Here is a 20,405-nt window from a genome sequence, read left to right as displayed (position 1 = left end):
GATTCATGAAACGTGTGATTTCCCCGACCTCGTCCGAGGCCTCCCATGCGGCCACCCTCATCGAGCGCGCGCCGGCCGTGCCCTCGGCGATCGTGGCGGCCACTTCCGACAGCCTGCCCAAGCAGGCCAACGCACTGGCCCGCGCGCGCGCGTTCGCGGAACCCTTGCTGGGCAGCGAACAGCTCGACACCGGCGAGAACACCCTGGCGCACGCCGATGCCGTGGCCGGCGTGCTGCACGACATCGGCGGCTCCGAGGCGATGCAGGCGGCGGCGTATCTGGTGTACGCCTGCCAGCACCTGAACCGCCCGCAAGAGGTGATCGCCAAGGCGTTTGGCGACAACTTCGCGGCGCTGGCGCTGGAGACCACCAAGCTGGTGCAGTTGCAGCGCCAGGCCCGGATCAAGTCGGCCGAGGTGCTGGCCAAGAAGGAAGAGGAACGCCAGGCGGCGCAGGAACAGGCCCTGCCCGTTGCGCACGCCCGGCAAGGCGCCGGTGTCCGAGCTGGCCGCGAGCCAGACCGAGAACGTGCGCAAGATGCTGCTGGCCTTCTCGCGCGACCTGCGCGTGGTCATGCTGCGCCTGGCGTCCCGGCTGCAGACCCTGCGCTACTTCGCCGCCTGCAAGGGAGAGCCTGGTGACGCGCTCGCCAGCGAGTCGCTGCACGTCTTCGCGCCGCTGGCGCAACCGCCTGGGCATCTGGCAGATCAAGTGGGAAATGGAGGACCTGGCCTTCCGTTTCCTGGAGCCGCAGACCTACAAGCACGTGGCCCGGCTGCTGGACGAGAAACGCGCCGAACGCGAAGCCCATGTGGAGCAGGTGCGCCAGCAGCTCGAGGCCGAGCTGCAACGCCAGGGCGTGGCCGCTTCCGTGCAGGGACGGCCCAAGCACATCTACAGCATCGTCAAGAAGATGCGCGGCAAGTCGCTGGACTTCGACCAGGTGTTCGACATCCGCGCGCTGCGCGTGATCGTGCCCGGCCGCGATGATTGCTACACCGCGCTGGCCCATGTGCATGCGAACTATGTGCCGGTGGCCGACGAATTCGACGACTACATCGCCAAACCCAAACCGAACGGCTACCAGTCGCTGCACACGGTGGTGCGCGATGAGCAGGGCCGGGCCTTCGAGATCCAGATCCGCACCCAGGCCATGCACGACCATGCCGAACACGGCGTGGCCGCGCATTGGGCGTACAAGGAGGCGGGAGCCAAGGGTTATGCCGGCGTCTCGGCCAGCTCGGAGTACGACGCCAAGATCGCGGTGCTGCGCCAGCTGCTGGCCTGGGAGCGCGACCTGAGCGGCACCGCGCAGGGGCTGTTCGACGATCGCATCTACGTGCTCACGCCCGATGCGGCCATCGTCGAACTGCCCCAGGGCGCCACGGCGGTGGACTTTGCCTACAGCGTGCACACCGACCTCGGCCACCGCTGCCGGGGGGCGCGCGTCGATGGCGCCATGGTCACGCTCAACACGCCCCTGCAGAACGGGCAGACGGTGGAAATCACCGCCGCGAAAGAGGGCGGGCCGTCGCGCGACTGGCTCAATGCCGAACTGGGCTACCTCGTCAGCCACCGGGCCAAGAGCAAGGTGCGCGCATGGTTCAACGCGCAGGCCATGGAGGAGACCATGGCGCGCGGGCGCGAGGCGGTGGAAAAACTGCTGCAGCGCGAGGGCAAGACCGCGCTGAAGTTCGACGACCTTGCCGTGTCCATGGGACTGGCTTCTGCGCAGGAGCTCTTCGAGCAGGTGGGCAAGGACGAACTGTCGCTGCGGGCCATCGAGATGCACCTGCGCCCGCCCGAGCCCGAGGCGCCGTCCGAAATTCCCGTGTGGCTCAAGAAGCCGCGCAAGTCCTCCAGCCAGCCCAGCGGTGGGGTGCTGGTGGTCGGGGTGGATTCGCTCATGACGCAACTGGCGAAGTGCTGCAAGCCGGCGCCGCCGGACGACATTGGCGGTTTCGTGACGCGCGGCAAGGGCGTGAGCATCCACCGAGCCGATTGCAGCGATTTCGCCCACCTGCAGCGCAAGAACCCAGACCGCGTGATCGAGGTGCAGTGGAGCGGTCAGGTCGCCCCGGATCGGGATGGCCGCGCGGCCGTGTACCCGGTGGACGTGGCGATCGAGGCGCAGGACCGCCAGGGCCTGCTGCGTGACATTTCGGACGTGTTCGCCCGCGAGAAGATGAACGTGATCGGGGTGCAGACCCAGTCGGTCAAGGACGTGGCCTGGATGACCTTCACCATCGAGGTGTCGGACGCCCGGCAGGTGCTGCGGGCCATGTCCGTGGTGGGCGATGTGCCGGGTGTGCGGGTGGTGCGCCGCAAATGATGTGATGGGTCGGCCAGAAGTGCCCCGGAACACTGCTATACTGCGAGGCTTCGAATCGTTTGTAGGCGCGTAGCTCAGCTGGTTAGAGCACCACCTTGACATGGTGGGGGTCGTTGGTTCGAGTCCAATCGCGCCTACCAAACTTCTTCGGGGTCAACCAGGCCCCGGAAACAGAAAGCAGACCCCGCAGTCTGCTTTTTTTTCGTCTGTCCGGCGCCAGGGCATCGCCGGACGCTGTCTCGCAAGGCTCCCCGCACAGGGAAAACCCATGCTTGCGGCCCAGGGGCGGGTTTTTAGAATGTGCCGTATCCTTCCCGCAGACGACGGGCCTTGTTCGCCCGTTCCTTCCAGAAAGTCCCGCAGTGCAAAAAACCAAGGCCGGTAGCGGCAGCGAACGTGCGCCCGCCGTGCGTGTGATCAAGAAGTACCCGAACCGGCGTCTCTACGACACCGACACCTCGTCGTACATCACGCTGGCCGAAGTGAAGTCGCTGGTCATGGACAACGAGCCCTTCGTGGTTCGGGACGCCAAGACCAACGACGACCTCACGCGCAGCATCCTGCTGCAGATCATCCTGGAAGAAGAGACGGCGGGCGTGCCGATCTTCACCGAGCAGGTGCTGGCCAACATCATTCGGTTCTATGCGATGCCATGCAGGATTTCATGGGCGCCTACCTCGAAAAGAACGTCCAGATCTTCATGGATCTGCAGCACAAGATGGCCGAGCAGTCCACGGGCGTCAACCCGGAAGCCTGGAAGCAGTTCATGAACGTGCAGTCGCCCATGATGCAGGGCATGATGGGCACCTACCTGGAGCAGTCGCGCACCGCCTTCACGCAGATGCAGGAGCAGATGCAGAAGAACAGTGAGCAGATGCTGGCGGCGCTGGGGCTCAAGCGCTGAGTCTCGCCATTCTCGCTGCCAGCCGCAGCGCGTCGTCGGCTGCTGCGCCCGCCGCAGTGTTGTCGAAGATGCACCAGACTTGGGTGGTCGCTGGCCAGTTCAACAACTCCCGCGCCCTGGCCTCAAGCCAGTCGTCGTCGTAAGCCGACCAATACATGCGTGGCGAGCCGTGCCAACGGCAGTAGACGACGGCACCCTGGCCGTCTCCGCGCTCGCCGAGCCAGCCGCCTGGCTCCCCGGCGCCGGCAGGTTTGGGCGGATCCGCGACCACGCGACCGATGCCCTGCTCCACCAGCAAGCGCTCGGCCACCGCCGTGAACCAGGTGGGATGCCTCGGTTCGCAGACGACCGCACCCGGGTATTCCGCGCGCACCGAGCGAAAGAAGTCGCGTGCCACCTCGGGATCGAATCCCAACGACGGCGGCAGTTGCACCAGCAACACCGCCAGGCGCTCGCCGAGTCCCGCCAGCGACGAAACGAAGGCGCCCACCTCCCGGGGTGGAACCTTCAGCCGCGCCACGTGCGTGAAAGCCTTGGGCAGCTTCACCGAGAAGCGGAAACCGGTCGGTGTCTGCATCGCCCAGCGCTCGAAGGTGTCCGCGCGGTGGGTGCGGCTGAAGGTGGTGTTGATTTCCGTGCAGCCCAGCACCCGTGCATAGCGCTCCAGCAGCGCTCCGTCGCCCGGAAATGCCTCGGCCACCGCTCGCGGTAGGCCCCAGCCTGCGGTGCCGATGTGGAGGGAAGGTGTGGTCCGTGTCATGCCGCTGGTGTGTGGCAATCCGCGTGCCGGTGCCCGTGCCTGTCTGGCCGACCGCTGCCGGCGAGGGGCCAAGGAATGTGCTGTCAGCCAAATCGACGCGCCGCCTTACAATAACGGACCACGCTCTTCAGCCAGGTAGCCCGGCGGAATTCAAATGGAAACAATGACTTACGACACCGCCTCCGCCGCCAAAACACCCAAAGTCGGGTTCGTCAGCCTGGGTTGCCCCAAGGCGCTGACCGACTCCGAACTGATCCTCACGCAACTCAGCGCCGAGGGTTACCAAACCTCCAAAACCTTTGCCGGTGCCGATCTGGTGATCGTCAACACCTGCGGCTTCATCGACGACGCCGTTCGTGAGAGCCTGGACACCATTGGCGAAGCCCTGGCCGAGAACGGCAAGGTGATCGTGACCGGGTGCCTGGGCGCGCGCGAAGGCGAGGGCGGCGGCAACTTGGTGCGGCAGATGCACCCCAGCGTGCTCGCCGTGACCGGCCCGCATGCCACGCACGAGGTGATGACGGCGGTGCACGAGCACCTGCCCAAGCCGCACGACCCCTTTGTGGACCTGGTGCCGCCGCAGGGCATCAAGCTCACGCCGCGCCATTACGCTTACCTGAAGATCAGTGAGGGCTGCAACCACCGCTGCACGTTCTGCATCATCCCGTCCATGCGCGGCGATCTGGTGAGCCGACCGATCGGCGACGTGCTGACCGAAGCGCGCAAGCTGTTCGAGTCTGGCGTGAAGGAGTTGTTGGTGGTGAGCCAGGACACCTCGGCCTATGGCGTCGATGTGAAGTACCGCACCGGCTTCTGGGATGGCAAGCCGGTGAAGACGCGCATGTTCGATCTCGTGCGCTCGCTGGGTGAACTGGCCCAGGGCTATGGCGCCTGGGTGCGGCTGCACTATGTGTACCCGTATCCGCACGTGGACGAGATCATTCCGCTGATGGCCGACGGCCTGTGCCTGCCTTACCTGGACGTGCCGTTGCAGCACAGCCATCCGGACGTGCTGCGCCGCATGAAGCGGCCCGCCAGTGGTGAGAAGAACCTGGAGCGCATCGCGCGCTGGCGCGAGCTCTGCCCGCAGATCGTGGTGCGCAGCACCTTCATTGCCGGCTTCCCTGGCGAGACCGAGGCCGAGTTCGACCACTTGCTGGAGTTCGTGCGCGAGGCGCGCATCGACCGCGCCGGCTGCTTCGCCTATTCGCCGGTGCCGGGTGCCACGGCCAACGAGCTGCCGGACGCCGTGCCCGATGCCGTGCGGGAAGAACGCCGGGCGCGCTTCATGGCGGTGGCCGAGGCCGTGTCGGCCGAGAAGCTGCAGCAGCGCGTGGGCGCGACCATGCAGGTGCTGGTGGATTCCGCGCCGAGCCTGGGCAAGAAGGGCGGCATCGGACGCAGTTACGCCGATGCGCCGGAGATCGATGGTGTGGTGCGGCTGCTGCCGCCAGAGAAGATCAGCAAGACCATGAAGGTCGGCGAATTCACCAAGGCCCGTGTGGTCGCGGCACAGGGACACGACCTGTTGGCGGTCCCGGTTTGACGGTGACTGCGATGGCCGGACTGCACACTCGCCGGCCACATCGGGTGCTTCAGAATGTGAAGCAACTCAACCGTATGCGCAAAGCCTGCTTGCAGGCTTTGCATCTTGATAAGGCAAAAGAAAAGGGCTTGCAAACATCACGTTTGCAAGCCCTTTATGATTGGTGCCCAGGAGAGGACTCGAACCTCCACGATGTTACTCGCTAGTACCTGAAACTAGTGCGTCTACCAATTCCGCCACCTGGGCTTTCAGGAAAACCAGAAGTATAGCAGAGAAAAAAAGCGATCCAAAAAGTGAACGAAAAAAACAGCCTGTTGGCCGAATATGAAGGTGTCGTTTCCGGACATCGCGATGGACACGGTTTTGTGATCCGCGACGATGGCCAGGCCGACATTTACCTGCCCTCCAACGAGATGCGCGCGGTGTTGCACAAGGACCGGGTCAAGGCCCGCATCGTGCGGCTGGACCGCAAGGGGCGCCCCGAAGGGCGCGTGACCGAAATCGTCGAACGCTCCGACTCCCCCATCATCGGGCGCCTGTTGCAGGAAAGCGGTGTGTGGCTCGTCGCCCCCGAGGACAAGCGCTACGGGCAGGACGTGCTGATCCCCAAGGGCGCCACCGGATCGGCCAAGCCCGGCCAGGTGGTGGTGGTGCAACTGACGGAGCCGCCGGCGCTGTACGGTCAACCGGTGGGGCGCGTGAAGGAGGTGCTGGGTGAGATCGACGACCCCGGCATGGAGATCGAGATCGCGGTGCGCAAGTACGGCGTGCCGCACGAGTTTTCCGATGCCGCACTCGCCCAGGCGCGCGCGCTGCCGGACCACGTGCGCGCCGCCGACCACAAGCACCGCGTCGACCTGCGCGACGTGCCGCTGGTGACGATCGACGGCGAAGACGCGCGCGACTTCGACGACGCCGTGTATTGCGAGCCGGCGAAGGTCGGCAAGGGCAAGGGCTGGCGCCTGCTGGTGGCGATTGCCGACGTGAGCCACTACGTGGAGACCGGTTCACCGATCGACGTCGATGCGTATGACCGCGCCACCTCGGTCTATTTCCCGCGCCGCGTGATTCCCATGCTGCCGGAGAAGCTCTCCAACGGCCTGTGCTCGCTGAACCCCGGTGTCGAACGCCTGTGCATGGTGTGCGACATGCTGGTCAATGCCAAGGGCGAGGTGCACGCCTACCAGTTCTACCCGGCGGTGATGTTCAGCCACGCGCGCTTCACCTACACCGAGGTGGCCGCGATCCTGCAGAACACCCGGGGGCCGGAGGCCGCGCAACGCAAGGCGCTGGTGCCTTACCTGCTCAATCTGCACGATGTGTACCGCGCCCTGCTGATGGCGCGCGGCGAGCGCGGTGCGGTGGATTTCGAAACCACCGAGACGCAGATCGTCTGCGACGAGTCGGGCCGCATCGAGAAGATCGTGCCGCGCACGCGCAACGACGCGCACAAGCTGATCGAGGAAGCCATGCTCGCGGCCAACGTGTGCTCGGCCGATTTCATCCAGGAGGGCAAGCACACCGGTCTGTTCCGCGTGCACGAAGGCCCCACGCCGGAGAAGCAGGAAATCCTGCGCAACTACCTCAAGGCCATGGGTGTGTCGCAGACGATCGGCGACAACCCCAAACCGGGCGATTTCCAGGCGATCGCCAACGCCACCAAGGACCGCCCCGAGGCCCAGCAGATCCACACCATGCTGCTGCGCTCCATGCAGCAGGCGATCTACACGCCCATCAACAGCGGGCACTTTGGTCTGGCGTTCGAGGCCTATACGCACTTCACGAGCCCGATCCGGCGCTACCCCGACCTGCTGGTGCACCGCGTGATCAAGGCCATCTTGGCGCGCAAGCGCTATGAGCTGCCGAACCTGCCCACGCCGGGCGAGGCGCACGCCAAGTTGAGCAAGCGGCTGGCGAGCCGTGTGAAGCCGCCGGTGGCGGGCGAGGTGGTGAAGAAACCGTCGGCCGACACGCTGGCCTGGCAAGCCGCAGGCTTGCACTGCAGCGCCAACGAGCGCCGCGCCGACGAGGCCAGCCGCGATGTGGAGGCCTGGCTCAAGTGCAAGTACATGCGCGAACACCTGGGCGAAGAGTTCAGCGGTGTGGTGACCGCGGTCACGAGCTTCGGCCTCTTTGTCACGCTCGATGCGATGTACGTCGAGGGGCTGGTGCACATCACCGAACTCGGCGGGGAGTACTTCCGGTTCGACGAGGCGCGCCAGGAGCTGCGTGGCGAGCGCACCGGCATTCGCTATGCATTGGGCACCCGGGTGCAGGTGCAGGTGAGCCGGGTGGACCTGGATGGCCGACGCATCGACTTCCGGCTGGTCAGCGGTGAAGACGACCTCGTGTTGCGGGCCATGCGCGACAAGACCGGTTTGCCTTCCTCTCCCGACCATCAGGCGCAGCCTGCCCGGGGGGGCAAGTCGCGCCGCAACCGGAGCGAGGGCGCGCCGCAGGGGCGCCAGGCGCCCGCCATGGACGTCAAGGCCGCCGTGCGCAAGGCGGCGGGCAAGAAGGGCGAGCGGGGCGGTGCCCGCAGCACCGCGAGCCAGTCTCGCAAGAGCCGGCGCTGAACCGGTCGTTACCCGACTTCGCCATGCCCAACTCCGCCGCCCTGACCAAAAGCCCCGCGGCCAAGCCAGCCAAGGCCACCGTGGTGCGCCGGCGCGAGCCTGCGGCCGTGCCCACCGACCGGGCCTTGCGCATCGGCGTCTCGGCGCGCCTGCTGCACCAGGCGCCGCAGGAACTGGGGTTTCGAAACAAGATCCTGCAGTACATCGAACAGTCGCTGGCCCACTGGATCATGGAGCACGGGGCGGTGGCCTTCATGGTGCCGGCCGTGGCGCACGACAGCAAACACGCGGCGCGCCATCTCAAGGTGGAGCAGGTGGTGCAGGAGCTGGATGCCCTGGTGCTGCAGGGTGGCGCCGACGTGGCGCCCCAGAGTTACGGGCAGACCCCGATGGACCCACGCTGGCAGGGCGACGTGGTGCGCGACCGCTATGAGCTGGCCTTGCTGCGCACCTTTCTCGCTCAGAAGAAGCCGGTGCTGGGGGTTTGCCGGGGCGCGCAACTGCTCAACGTGGCCTTCGGCGGGACGCTGTACCAGGACATCCCGACGCAATGCCCGGCGGCCCATGCCCACGTCGACACCGATCTGTACGACCAACTGGAGCACGACGTGACCTTTCTCCAGGGCACGGCACTGACCAAGCTGTATCCGAATGCCTCGCAGCTGCGAGTGACCAGCATCCATCACCAGGCGGTGGCGGAACTGGGCAAGGGCGTGGTGGTGGAGGCCGTGTCCACGCTGGACGGCATGGTCGAGGCCATTCGCTGGACCGGCGGGACCTATGCGCGCGGCGTGCAATGGCATCCCGAGTTCCACCATGGGCGCGATGCGCTGGCCGACAGCTCGCCCATCATGTTGGACTTTCTGGAGGCCTCGCGGGCCGCCGCGTTGGAGCGGCTGGCCAGCGGGCACGAACCCGATCCGCGCACGCCGCGGGCGCCCTTGCGATTGGGCGCCTGAGCCTACACTCTGTCCCCTCCGTCTTCCGCTGCTCTCACGCCATGCGCATTGTTTTCTTCCTGCTCGAAACCTTCTTCTTCTTCCTCGTGGCGGCGGCGCTGTTGAGGGCGTGGATGAACCACCTGCGCATCAACATGTCGGGCCAGCCGGGGCGCTTCGCGATCGCGGTGACCGATTGGCTGGTGGCACCCCTTCGCCGGGTGCTGCCACGCTCGCTGGCACAGAGCCGCATCGACTGGGGCAGCCTGGGTGCGGCCGTGCTGCTTTCGTTGGCGTTCGGCGTCTTGTGGTGGTTGCTGGCGGCGAGCGTGTCTGCGGCCCCCGGCTCGGCCGCCGGAGTGGTGACGATCGTCTTCACCATGGCGGTGCGCCTGCTGGTGCGCACCTTGCTGCAGGGCTTGATGATCCTGCTGATCGGCTACGCCATCCTGTCGTGGGTGCAGCCGCAATCGCCGGTGATGGGCACGCTCGACCGCCTGTGCGCGCCCATCCTGCGCCCGGTGCGCCGGGTCGTGCCCTTGATCGGCGGGGTGGACCTGTCGGTGCTGGTGGTGATCATCCTGCTGCAGGTCGGCCTGATGCTGCTGGGCTGATCGGGCTTTCAGCCCGGTGGCCGCACCCGCGCCGCCAGGCGCCCGGCCGTGAGCCCAGGGGCAGCGCCATCGTCCCAGCGGTCGGCCAGCCAGCCGTGCTGATGCACGGCCGCAGCGACCCTGTCCCGCACCCCTTCGCCCGAAAGCCCGGCTGGCGCGATCGCGCTGCCGATCATGCCGGCGAGCACATCGCCCGTGCCGGCGGTGGCCAGGGCGGCGTTTCCGCTGGCGTTGATGAGCGGCACTTCGCCGGGCGAGGCCAACACCGAGCCCGAGCCCTTGAGCACGCACAACGCGCCGAAGCGATCGGCCAGCGCCTGTGCAGCCTTCAATCGATGGGCCATGACCTCGGGGGTCGTGGTGCCCAGCAGGCGCGCGGCTTCCAGGGGATGCGGGGTGAGCACCGTTGTCCTGCCCCGGCCGTGGCGGCGGCCGAGCAGGGTTTGCAGCGCGGTGTCGGTGGCGATGGCATTGAGCGCGTCGGCGTCGAGCACCAGCGTTCGGGCGCCCGAGAGCACGCGCGGCAGCAGAGCAGCCACCGAGGCACCGCCGCCGCAACCGCAGACGACACTCGCGGTTTCGAGGACGCCGGGCTCCAGTAGCCGCTGCGGACGGCGGAACATGAGTTCGGGGCAGCCGGGGTCCCAAGGCGTCGGGCTGCTTGCATCACCTTCGAGCAGACCGACGAACACGCGGCCCGCGCCGGCGTGCAGCGCGGCCCGAGCGGCGAGCACGGCGGCACCGGTCATGCCCGCGCCCTGCACGGCGATGCCTTGGCCACCGAGCACCAGCACGTCGCCGAAGCTGCCCTTGTGACTGGCATGCGGCCGTGTGCCCGTGGTCTGGGGCTGCCCGGCCAGCCAGGCGGTCACAGGCACGGCGGTCGCTGGCGGGACCTCCAGGTCGTCGAACCAGACGCTGCCGGCGGCATCGCGTCCGGTGCCGGTGAACAAACCGGGTTTCAGGGTGAGCAGCGACAGCGTGTGGCGCGGCCCCGGCGGTGCCAGGGACGGGGCGTTCAGGGCCGCCAGGACGCCTGTGTCGGCGTCCAGCCCACTGGGGACATCGACGCAGAGCACGGGCTGGGCGCAGGAGCGAAGCAGGTCCAGCCATGGGGCGAGAGCTCCCTCCAACGCCCTTTGCGGGCCGATGCCGAACAGGGCATCGATGGCGAGATCGAAGCGCGTCGGCGGCCCGTCGCTGAACGGCACGCCGGCGGCGCGCGCGGCCTGCAGGGCCTGACGGGCGTCGGCCGGCATCCGGGTCTCATCCCGCACCGCATGTGTCACGACCACTTCGGGAAAGCCACCCCGTTCCTGCGCCCACTGGTGCAGGTGGGTGGCCGCGACCAGGCCGTCGCCCCCGTTGTTGCCGGGCCCGCAGGCGACCCAGATGCACCGCGCGTGCGGTTGCAGCGCGCGTGCGAGCCGCGCCACCGCCAGGCCGGCGCGCGACATCAAGGTGTGGTGGGGGAGGGTGGAAGCGGCCTGCTGCTCGATCTGCCGCGTGGCGGCGCTGCCGTACAAGGCAGCGCGGCCGGTGCCGGACACCGGGTGCAGGCGGGTGCCTGTGTTGAAGCTGCGCGTGTCCAAGGTCTCGCTCCTCTCAAGGAATGGGCGCATTTCAACATGTTTGCGCGCAGGCGCTGACCGCCCGCGGATGGTTTCAGAGACCGAAGCGCTGGGGCGAGCTGCCGGTGATGTCGATCTCGGCAGAACGCCCTGACAGCTGATCGGCCAGCGCCCGGGCGGTGCCGCAGGCCATGGCCCAGCCGGCGCCGCCGTGGCCCAGGTTCAGCCACACGCCGGGTTGGCGCGTGGCACCCAGCACTGGAGGGCCATCGGGCAGTGTGGCCTGGGCGCCTTGCCATTCCTGCACGCTGCCCCGGGGGCCACCCAGACGCACAGCACCGGGGAACCAGTCCGCCAGCACGCCGTAAAGCCGTTTCAGCGTGGCTTTGGAGGGCTGGCCGGGCGTGGCGCCGAACTCACTGCCGCCGGCCACGCGAATGCGCTGGCCCAGCCGGGCGATCGAGATGCCATGGCCGGCGTCCAGCACCGCCGACTGCGGGGCGTCCAGCGGCTCACGCACCGCAGCACTGAGCGAGTGGCTGTAGACGGGCTGCAAAGGCAGGCGCAGCCCGAGTGGGTGCAGCAGGCGCGCGCTGTGCACCCCCGCGCACACCACCACCGCGTCGAAGCGTTGCACGTCGTTGGCATCCGGGGTGCCCGCGCTCGAGAGCCGCAGGTTCACACCACCCGTGGGGCCCAGGGTTTCGATGGCGTCCACCGACGTGCTGAACACGAAGCGGCAACCGAGTTGCTGGGCCTCGACGCGGATCGACAGCGCGAATTCCCGGCAATTGGCCGCGGCTTCCCCGCCCAGTTCGACCGCACCGTGCAACGGCGTTTCAGGATTCAGGGCGGGTTCGAGCGCGCGGGCCTGATCGGCCGAGAGTTCACGGCAGGCGATCCCGAGGTCCTTCATCTGTTGCAAGGCGGGCTGGGCTTGCTCCGCCTCCCGCGGATGGCGCCAGAGCACCAGCATGCCCTGGCTGCGGTCATGGTCGAGGTCCCGTTCCTCGGTGATTTCCAGCAGGCGCTGCTGGCTGTACTGCACCCATTGGTGCATCTGCCGGTGGTGTTCGGCCTGGCGTGGGCCTTGGCCCGCCTGCAGCCAGCGCCAGATCCAGCGCCACTCTCCGCCGCGTGGCAACCGGGCCAGCTTCAGTCCTCCCGGGCGCGAGGCCCAGGGCATGCGCAGGCTACGTTCCGGCCGGTTCCAGGCGGCCGTCCAACCTGCGGCGACGAGCGCGCCGCTGGCAAAGCTGGCTTCTTCGGCCACGGTGCTGCGGCGCTCGAACACCGTGACTTCATGGCCGTCGCGCGTCAGTTCGAACGCGGTTGTGGTGCCGATCACACCCGCGCCCACCACCGCGACCCTCAAGATGCGCCCCCGACGGGTGCAGAGGGCGCCCCTGGGTGGGAAGGGGGTGGGCAATCGACGGTCAACGGGACATCGGGCATGGGTTGTGGCGCAGAAACACCCCGGCCGCGATTCCATTCGGAGCGCGGTCCAGAGAGCGAAAGTAGGACGGGATCGGTCGGGCTGCTATAATCGACGGGCTTTGCAGATGGCTGGCTCGAACACCGTTCTTGCCGCCTTTGCAGGGCGAAATCGCAAACCAGCCCAACCGGGTGTTGCCTGAAGCACCAGGACCGTCAGCGGTCCGTTCAATGCACAGGTGATCGGGGCTGGATTTTAGACTCAACCTCTGGAAAGTTAACTCATGTCTATCTCCATGCGCGAAATGCTGGAAGCCGGTGTCCACTTTGGACACCAGACCCGCTTCTGGAACCCCAAGATGGCACCGTACATCTTCGGCCATCGCAACAAAATCCACATCGTCAACCTCGAAAAGACGCTGCCCCTGTTCGAAGAGGCCGCCAAGTTCGTGCGCCAGCTCTCCGCCAACCGCGGCACCATCCTGATGGTGGGCACCAAGCGCCAGTCGCGCGACATCGTGGCCCAGGAAGCCCGCCGCGCCGGCGTGCCTTTCGTGGACCAGCGCTGGCTGGGCGGCATGCTGACCAACTTCAAGACGGTCAAGACCTCCATCAAGCGCCTGAAGGACATGCAAGCCCAGAAGGAAGCCGGTCTGGACAGCATGACCAAGAAAGAGCAGCTGATGTTTGCTCGCGAAATGGAAAAGCTCGAGAAGGACATCGGCGGCATTCAGGACATGAATGCGCTGCCCGATGCCATCTTCGTCATCGACGTGGGCTTCCACAAGATCGCCGTGCTCGAAGCCCAGAAGCTGGGCATCCCGCTGGTGGGCGTGGTCGACACCAACCACTCGCCCGTGGGCATTGACTACGTCATCCCCGGCAACGACGACTCGGCCCGTGCCGTGGCCCTGTACGCCCGTGGCATCGCCGACGCCATCATCGAAGGCCGCAGCAACGCGGTGAACGATGTCGTCAAGGCCGTGGCCGCCGAAGGCGCTGACGAATTCGTGGAAGTCAAGGAAGACGCTTCCGCCTGAGCCTGACTCTTGCATGAAAGAGGGGCTCCTGTAGCCCCTTTTTCATAAGGCCACCCGATCATTGAAACAGACCGTTCTGCCCGCCGGGGCACAACGGCGAACGGAGAAACTGAAATGGCAATTACCGCAAGCATGGTCGCCGAACTGCGCGCCAAGACCGACGCACCCATGATGGAGTGCAAGAAAGCCCTGACCGAAGCCGACGGCGACATGGCCAAGGCGGAAGAGCTGCTGCGCGTCAAGCTCGGCACCAAGGCCGGCAAGGCCGCCAGCCGCGTCACCGCCGAAGGCGTCGTGGCCAGTTCCATCAACGGCACCACCGGCGCGCTGATCGAAGTCAACTGCGAAACCGACTTCGTCACCAAGAACGACAGCTTCCTGGCGCTGGCCAACGCGGCCGCCCAGCTGGTGGCGGCACACAACCCCGCCGACCTGGAAGCCCTGGGCGCGCTGCCCTACAGCCAGGACGGCTTCGGCCCCACGCTGGAAGACGTGCGCAAGGGCCTGATCGGCAAGATCGGCGAAAACATGTCGTTCCGCCGCTTCAAGCACTGGGCCAACGGCGGCCAGCTCGCTGGTTACCTGCACGGCACCCGCATCGGCGTGGTGGTGGAGTTCGAAGGCGATGCCGTGGCGGCCAAGGACGTCGCCATGCACGTGGCCGCGATGAAGCCGGTGTCGCTGACCTCGGCCGACGTGCCTGCGGAGCTGATCGAGCGCGAGCGCTCGGTGGCCGCCGCCAAGGCCGCCGAATCGGGCAAGCCTGCCGACATCGTCGCCAAGATGGTGGAAGGCTCGGTGCAGAAGTACCTCAAGGAAGTGTCGCTGTTCGACCAGGTTTTCGTGAAGGCCGCCGATGGCAAGCAGACCGTGGGCGCGATGCTCAAGGCCGCTGGCACCAACGTGAAGGGCTTCACCCTGTTCGTGGTGGGCGAAGGCATCGAGAAGAAGGTCGACGACTTCGCGGCGGAAGTGGCCGCGCAAGTGGCTGCCGCCAAGGGCGCCTGATCCTGCCGAGACTGGACGAGACAACGGGCCGCAAGGCCCGTTGTGCCGTATGGGGCTTATTTACGCCCCGAAGCGGCAGGTGAATGCGGGCTCCTCGCTACACTTGCCGGTTGAATCTTTGTTTATCGATTTCCTGAAAGTTGCCTCATGCCAGCCTACAAACGGATTCTGTTGAAACTGTCGGGAGAGGCCCTCATGGGCGATGACGCTTTCGGCATCAACCGAGCCACCATCGTGCGCATGGTGGAAGAAATCGCCGAAGTCACCCGCCTGGGCGTCCAGGTGGCGATCGTCATCGGTGGCGGCAACATCTTCCGCGGCGTTGCCGGGGGCTCGGTCGGCATGGACCGCGCCACCGCCGATTACATGGGCATGCTTGCGACCGTGATGAATTCGCTGGCTCTCGCCGACACCATGGACAAGGCCGGCCTGGTTGCCCGCGTGATGTCGGCCATTGCCATCGAGCAGGTGGTCGAGCCCTACGTTCGCCCCAAGGCCTTGCAATACCTCGAAGAGGGCAAGGTCGTGGTCTTCGCCGCCGGCACCGGCAACCCCTTCTTCACCACCGACACCGCCGCGGCGCTGCGCGGAGCCGAGATCGGTGCCGAGATCGTGCTCAAGGCCACCAAGGTCGATGGCGTCTATACCGCCGATCCGAACAAGGACCCCAGCGCCACGCGCTACACCACCATTTCCTTCGACGAGGCCATGAGCAAGAACCTGCAGGTGATGGACGCCACCGCCTTTGCCCTGTGCCGCGACCAGAAACTGCCCGTGAAGGTGTTCTCGATCTTCAAGCCCGGCGCGCTGCGCAAGGTGGTGCTGGGAGGCGATGAGGGCACGCTGGTTCACGTCTGATGCCCACACGGCATTCCATTTTCTGCTGCATTGAGGAGTTTTCATGAGCACCGACGACATCCGCAAAACCGCTGAGCACAAGATGCTTCAATCGGTGGAAGCGCTCAAGAACAGTTTGACCAAGGTCCGCACCGGCCGGCCCAACCCCGCCCTGCTGGACACCGTGCACGTGGAGTATTACGGCTCCATGCTGCCGCTGTCCCAGGTCGCCAACCTGACGTTGCTCGACGCGCGCACCATCGGCGTGTCGCCGTGGGAAAAAGGCATGGGCGCCAAGATCGAGAAGGCCATTCGCGAGTCGGATCTGGGCCTGAATCCTTCCAGCCAGGGCGACCTGATCCGCGTTCCCATGCCTCCCATGACCGAGGAGCGCCGCAAGGAGCTCACCAAGGTGGTCCGGGGTGAGGGCGAAGCCGCCAAGATCGCGGTGCGCAACCTCCGGCGCGACGCCAACGAATCGGTGAAGAAGCTGGTCAAGGAAAAGCTGGCGTCCGAAGACGACGACCGCCGCTCGCAGGAAGACATCCAGAAGCTCACCGACCGCATGATTGCCGAGGTGGACCGGCTGGTGGCCTCCAAAGAGCAGGACATCATGGCGGTCTGATCCGCCCCTTCCATCGACCCTGGCCATGGCATCTGCTGCAACTCACCCCTCCGTGCCGGCGAAACTGCCTGGCGATGTGGCCATCGTCATGGACGGCAATGGCCGCTGGGCGCAGAAGCGCTGGCTGCCGCGCGCGGCCGGGCACAAGCAGGGCGTGGACGCGCTGCGCGGGGTGGTCAAGGCGTGCATCGAGCGAGGCGTGCCCCGTGCTCTCCGTCTTCGCGTTCTCGTCCGAAAACTGGAACCGCCCGGTGGAAGAGGTCTCGGGCCTCATGGATTTGCTCGCCATGGCGTTGTCGCGCGAGGTTCCCAGCCTGAAAAAGAGTGGCGTGCAACTGCATTTCCCAGGCAACCGGGAAGGCCTGTCGACGCGGGTGGTGCAAGGCCTGGAGGCGGCCGAGCGCGAGACCGCGCACAACCACACCCTGGTCTTGAACGTGTGCTTCAACTATGGCGGGCGCTGGGACATCGCCCAGGCCGCCCGGCGCCTCGCCCAGCAAGGCGTGGAGATCACCGAGCAAAGCTTGTCAGGTGCGATGGCGCTGGCCCACGTGGACGACCCGGATCTGTTGATCCGCACCGGTGGTGAGCTGCGCATCAGCAACTTCCTTCTCTGGCAGTCGGCCTACACGGAGCTGCTGTTCACCGACTGCCTCTGGCCCGATTTCGATGCGGCCGAACTGGACCGCGCATTGGCCGAATTCGCCCGGCGCGAGCGCCGCTTCGGCCAGACCGCCGAGCAACGGGCCGAGGTCGAGCCCGAGGTGGTCGCGGTGGGCCAGCGACATGCTTAAGCAGCGCATCATCACGGCTGTGCTGTTGCTGGCCGTTCTGCTGCCCGCGCTGTTTAACCCCTCGATCGAGCCTTTTGCCGCCCTGACCCTGCTGCTGATCGTGGCGGGCGGCTGGGAATGGGCTCGCCTCAATGGCTGCGGCTCTTCGCTCTCGCTGGGTCTGGGTCTGGGTCTGGGTGTCCTGATGGCGGTGGTCTGGTGGGCCGGTGGCCTGAACCTGTCGCTGCGCCCGCTCTGGCTGGCCGTGGGGGCCGCCTGGGTGTTGCTCGCTGTCGTGATGCTGGGCCGTGGCGTGAAAGGCTGGAGCGCATGGCCGGTCGGCCTGCGCCTCTGGGTGGGGCTGGCACTCATCGCCTGTGCCTGGCTGGCCATGGTGCACGCGCGCCTGGAAGGTCTGGGCTTTCTGCTCTCCGTGCTGCTGCTGGTCTGGACGGCCGACATCGCCGCCTATTTTGGTGGCAAGGCCCTGGGGCGGCGCAAGCTCGCTCCCACCATCAGCCCGGGCAAGAGCTGGGAGGGCGCCATCAGTGGATTGCTGGGGGTCTTTGTGTTGGCGGCCTGCTGGCTCTGGGCCGATGCGCAAGGCACCAGCCTGTATGCGCGGCTCTGGGCTCTGGGGCCGGCGCTGGCGGTGCTGTCGCTGGTGTTTCTCGTCACCATGAGCGTGGTCGGTGATCTGGTGGAGTCGCTGGTCAAGCGCAGTGCCGGAGCCAAGGATTCCAGCCAGCTGCTCCCCGGCCATGGCGGCGTGCTCGATCGCGTCGACGCCTTGCTGCCCGTGTTGCCGCTGGCCATGATGCTCATCACCGTCTGATTGCCATGACCCGCCCCCAAGCCATCACCATTCTGGGCTCCACAGGCTCGATCGGGGTCAGCACGCTGGACGTGATCGCCCGCCACCCTGAGCGCTACACCGTGTTTGCGCTGACTGCCGCCACGCAGGTGGAGGCCATCCTGGCGCAATGCCAGCGCTTTGCTCCCCGCTACGCCGTCATCGGCCAGCCCGGCGCATGCGCAGCAACTGGCCGGCCGCGTGCGCGAGCTCGGCCTGTCGGTCGAGGTGCTGTCGGGCGCGCAGGCCTTGTGCGACGTCAGCCGCGATCCGGAGGTGGATGCCGTGATGGCCGCCATCGTCGGAGCCGCCGGTCTTTCGCCCAGCTTGGCGGCCGCGCAGGCGGGCAAGAAGCTGCTGCTGGCGAACAAGGAGGCGCTGGTGGTCGGCGGCGAGCTGTTCATGCGGGCGGTGCGCGAAGGCGGTGCGACGCTGCTGCCCATCGACAGCGAACATTCGGCGGTCTTTCAGTCGCTGCCCGAAGACCCCACGACCTGGTCGCGCCGGGTCGACAAGATCGTGCTCACGGCTTCCGGTGGTCCTTTCCGCACGCGCGATCCGCAGACCTTGCACGAGGTGACGCCGGAGCAGGCCTGTGCGCATCCCAATTGGGTGATGGGCCGCAAGATCTCGGTCGACTCGGCGACCATGATGAACAAGGCGCTGGAAGTCATCGAGGCCTGCTATCTGTTTGGATTGCCCGCTTCGCGGATCGAAGTGGTGATCCATCCGCAAAGCGTGATCCATTCGATGGTGCAGTACGCCGACAGATCCGTGGTGGCCCAGCTGGGTACCCCCGACATGCGGGGGGCCCATCGCCTATGGCCTGTCCTGGCCGGAGCGCATCGTCTCGGGTGCGGCCGCACTGGACTTCGCTTCACTGGGGGCTCTGAGTTTCGAAAAGCCGGACGACCGGCGTTTTCCCGGTCTGCGCCTCGCCTGGGATGCCCTGGGCGGCCCGGCGGGCACGACGGCGGTGCTCAATGCCGCCAACGAGGTCGCCGTGGCGGCCTTTCTGGACCATCGGCTGCGGTTCGACCAGATCCACGTCGTCAACCATGCAACTTTGCAGGCCCTGACCCCCTCGAAGCCCCAGGGCCTGGACGACCTGCTGGCGATCGACGCGGAAACGCGCGCCATCGCGCAAGTCCAGATCGACCGGTTGGCGGCTTGACGGCCCGACGGCCGCCACCCCGTCCGTTCACCTCTCAACCGAATTCGCCATGCTCACACTCGTTGCCTTCGTCGTGGCCCTCGGTCTGCTGATCGCCGTGCACGAGTACGGCCACTATCGGGTGGCCGTGGCCTGCGGCGTGAAGGTGCTGCGTTTTTCGGTCGGTTTTGGCAAACCGCTGCTGACCTGGCGCAAAAGGGCAGTCCCACCGAGTTCGTGCTCTGCGCGTTGCCCCTGGGCGGCTATGTGCGCATGCTCGATGAGCGCGAGGCACCGGTCGACCCGGCCGAGCGCCATCTGGCCTTCAACACCCAGCCGCTGCGCTCGCGTGCCGCCATCGTCGCGGCCGGCCCTGCGGCGAACCTGCTGCTGGCGATCGCGATTTATGCCGTCGTCAACTGGACCGGTGTGGAAGAGCCCAAGCCGGTGCTGGCCAGTCCGGTGGCGGGTTCGATCGCCGAGCGTGCGGGCCTGCGCGGCGGTGAGTGGGTGGCGCAGACCGCCGTGGCCGACGCCGAAGCCAGTGCGGTGGCGTCTTTCGAGGACCTGCGCTGGCGCCTGACGCAGGCCGCTCTGTCGAGCGAGGACTTGACCCTGTGGGTGTCGTCGCGCGAAGGCGATGCGACGCGCCCCGTGACGCTTCCCTTGAGCGAGCTGGACGTGCGGGAAGCCGACGCTGCGCTGTTCCAGCGCATCGGCATCACCAGCCCGTGGAGCGCGCCGGTGGTGGGCGAGGTCATGGAGGGTGGGGCGGCGGCCGCTGCCGGACTGAGGGAAGGCGACACCGTGCGCAAGGTCAACGACCAGGCCCTGGGTGACGGGCAAAGCCTGCGGGCCCTGATCCGGGCAGCCGTCGGCCCGGCCGGGCAGCCCGTCGAGCAGCGCTGGGAGGTGCTGCGCGCAGGGCAGGTCGTGCATCTGGTGGTCAAACCCATGCCCGAGCAGCAGGCCGGCATCTGGGTGGGGCGTGTCGGGGCGTACATCGGCGCCATGCCGGAGATGACGACCGTGCGCCACGGCGCGGTCGATGGCCTGGTCAACGGGGTTGTCCGGACCTGGGAGGTGTCCTGGCTGACGCTCAAGATGATGGGGCGGATGCTCATCGGCGAAGCGTCTGTGAAGAACCTCAGCGGCCCGCTCACGATTGCCGACTACGCCGGCAAATCGGCCAGCCTCGGTATCACCTCTTACCTGCTGTTTCTCGCTCTGATCAGCGTGAGTCTGGGCGTGCTCAACCTGCTGCCGCTGCCGGTCCTCGATGGGGGGCACCTGATGTATTATCTTTGGGAGGGTGTCACTGGGCGCAGCGTGTCTGATGTCTGGATGGAGCGCCTGCAGCGAGGGGGTGTCGTGGTTCTCATGGCGCTCATGTCCGTCGCCTTGTTCAATGATGTGGCCCGCCTGGCTGGCTGAACGCTTC

Annotated in this window: 12 protein-coding genes, 2 tRNA genes and 5 pseudogenes; 15 read left to right on the top strand and 4 right to left on the bottom strand. The window is 66.8% G+C overall.

Annotation, left to right across the window (positions count from 1 at the left end; translation table 11 throughout):
* Window positions 1-5: 5 nt before the first annotated feature.
* The 3 genes and pseudogenes from ACFJGX_RS19370 (at window position 6) to phaR (ending at window position 3,236) form a co-directional block, all read left to right on the top strand.
* A pseudogene (locus ACFJGX_RS19370) lies at window positions 6-2,332 on the top strand (RelA/SpoT family protein).
* A gap of 63 nt (window positions 2,333-2,395) precedes the next feature.
* A tRNA-Val gene (locus ACFJGX_RS19365) sits at window positions 2,396-2,472 on the top strand.
* 222 nt (window positions 2,473-2,694) lie between these two features.
* A pseudogene (gene phaR, locus ACFJGX_RS19360) lies at window positions 2,695-3,236 on the top strand (polyhydroxyalkanoate synthesis repressor PhaR).
* Here the strand turns inward: phaR and ACFJGX_RS19355 are convergent.
* The gene (locus tag ACFJGX_RS19355; protein ID WP_382326815.1) at window positions 3,226-3,936 is read right to left on the bottom strand and encodes a DUF72 domain-containing protein; all 711 of its coding nucleotides are present in this window, start codon (window positions 3,934-3,936) and stop codon (window positions 3,226-3,228) included. The pseudogene phaR and the gene ACFJGX_RS19355 sit on opposite strands and share 11 nt — an antisense overlap.
* Window positions 3,937-4,159: 223 nt before the next feature.
* On the opposite strand from ACFJGX_RS19355, the gene rimO reads away from it, so the two are divergent.
* Window positions 4,160-5,542, top strand: coding sequence for a 30S ribosomal protein S12 methylthiotransferase RimO (gene rimO / locus ACFJGX_RS19350; protein ID WP_382324376.1), 1,383 nt, complete (start codon window positions 4,160-4,162; stop codon window positions 5,540-5,542).
* 161 nt (window positions 5,543-5,703) lie between these two features.
* Here the strand turns inward: rimO and ACFJGX_RS19345 are convergent.
* Window positions 5,704-5,788: transfer RNA gene (locus ACFJGX_RS19345), tRNA-Leu, on the bottom strand.
* Between the two features lie 47 nt (window positions 5,789-5,835).
* Here ACFJGX_RS19345 and rnr point away from each other — a divergent pair.
* From rnr to ACFJGX_RS19330, 3 genes are read left to right on the top strand one after another with little or no spacing between them, the layout of a single operon-like run.
* Window positions 5,836-8,118 carry a ribonuclease R gene (rnr, locus tag ACFJGX_RS19340; RefSeq protein WP_382324378.1) on the top strand — a complete coding sequence of 761 codons (2,283 nt, stop codon included), beginning with the start codon at window positions 5,836-5,838 and terminating at the stop codon, window positions 8,116-8,118.
* 23 nt (window positions 8,119-8,141) lie between these two features.
* Window positions 8,142-9,077 (top strand): type 1 glutamine amidotransferase, encoded by a 936-nt coding sequence (locus tag ACFJGX_RS19335; protein WP_291121867.1) that lies wholly within the window; start codon window positions 8,142-8,144, stop codon window positions 9,075-9,077.
* 41 nt (window positions 9,078-9,118) lie between these two features.
* Complete coding sequence (locus tag ACFJGX_RS19330; protein WP_382324381.1) at window positions 9,119-9,670, top strand: YggT family protein; 552 nt, start codon at window positions 9,119-9,121, stop codon at window positions 9,668-9,670.
* 8 nt (window positions 9,671-9,678) lie between these two features.
* Here ACFJGX_RS19330 and ACFJGX_RS19325 read toward each other — a convergent pair whose 3' ends face one another.
* A complete protein-coding gene (locus ACFJGX_RS19325; RefSeq protein ID WP_382328747.1) occupies window positions 9,679-11,229 on the bottom strand; it encodes an NAD(P)H-hydrate dehydratase in 1,551 nt (516 codons plus the stop codon).
* Between the two features lie 106 nt (window positions 11,230-11,335).
* The gene (locus ACFJGX_RS19320; RefSeq protein WP_382326813.1) at window positions 11,336-12,589 is read right to left on the bottom strand and encodes an FAD-dependent oxidoreductase; all 1,254 of its coding nucleotides are present in this window, start codon (window positions 12,587-12,589) and stop codon (window positions 11,336-11,338) included.
* Window positions 12,590-12,959: 370 nt separating this feature from the next.
* Between ACFJGX_RS19320 and rpsB the strand changes: the two genes are divergently transcribed.
* From rpsB to rseP, 8 genes and pseudogenes are all read left to right on the top strand, one after another.
* Window positions 12,960-13,715 (top strand): 30S ribosomal protein S2, encoded by a 756-nt coding sequence (rpsB, locus tag ACFJGX_RS19315; protein ID WP_291121864.1) that lies wholly within the window; start codon window positions 12,960-12,962, stop codon window positions 13,713-13,715.
* Window positions 13,716-13,829: 114 nt separating this feature from the next.
* Window positions 13,830-14,723 (top strand): translation elongation factor Ts, encoded by an 894-nt coding sequence (gene tsf, locus ACFJGX_RS19310; RefSeq protein ID WP_291121863.1) that lies wholly within the window; start codon window positions 13,830-13,832, stop codon window positions 14,721-14,723.
* Window positions 14,724-14,870: 147 nt separating this feature from the next.
* Window positions 14,871-15,581, top strand: coding sequence for a UMP kinase (pyrH, locus tag ACFJGX_RS19305; protein WP_291121862.1), 711 nt, complete (start codon window positions 14,871-14,873; stop codon window positions 15,579-15,581).
* A 43-nt stretch (window positions 15,582-15,624) separates the two neighbouring features.
* Window positions 15,625-16,185 carry a ribosome recycling factor gene (gene frr, locus ACFJGX_RS19300; RefSeq protein ID WP_382158489.1) on the top strand — a complete coding sequence of 187 codons (561 nt, stop codon included), beginning with the start codon at window positions 15,625-15,627 and terminating at the stop codon, window positions 16,183-16,185.
* 25 nt (window positions 16,186-16,210) lie between these two features.
* Window positions 16,211-16,979: pseudogene (gene uppS, locus ACFJGX_RS19295) on the top strand (polyprenyl diphosphate synthase).
* Window positions 16,972-17,793 carry a phosphatidate cytidylyltransferase gene (locus ACFJGX_RS19290; RefSeq protein ID WP_382324389.1) on the top strand — a complete coding sequence of 274 codons (822 nt, stop codon included), beginning with the start codon at window positions 16,972-16,974 and terminating at the stop codon, window positions 17,791-17,793. Before uppS ends, ACFJGX_RS19290 begins: the two are co-directional and overlap by 8 nt.
* Before the next feature lie 5 nt (window positions 17,794-17,798).
* A pseudogene (gene ispC, locus ACFJGX_RS19285) lies at window positions 17,799-18,985 on the top strand (1-deoxy-D-xylulose-5-phosphate reductoisomerase).
* 49 nt (window positions 18,986-19,034) lie between these two features.
* Window positions 19,035-20,398: pseudogene (gene rseP / locus ACFJGX_RS19280) on the top strand (RIP metalloprotease RseP).
* Window positions 20,399-20,405 lie beyond the last annotated feature (7 nt).

The organism is Hydrogenophaga sp. UC242_50, from assembly GCF_042697355.1.
In the GTDB taxonomy this organism is placed as follows: Bacteria; Pseudomonadota; Gammaproteobacteria; order Burkholderiales; family Burkholderiaceae_C; genus Hydrogenophaga.
This window is presented reverse-complemented; position numbering and strand designations above follow the sequence as displayed.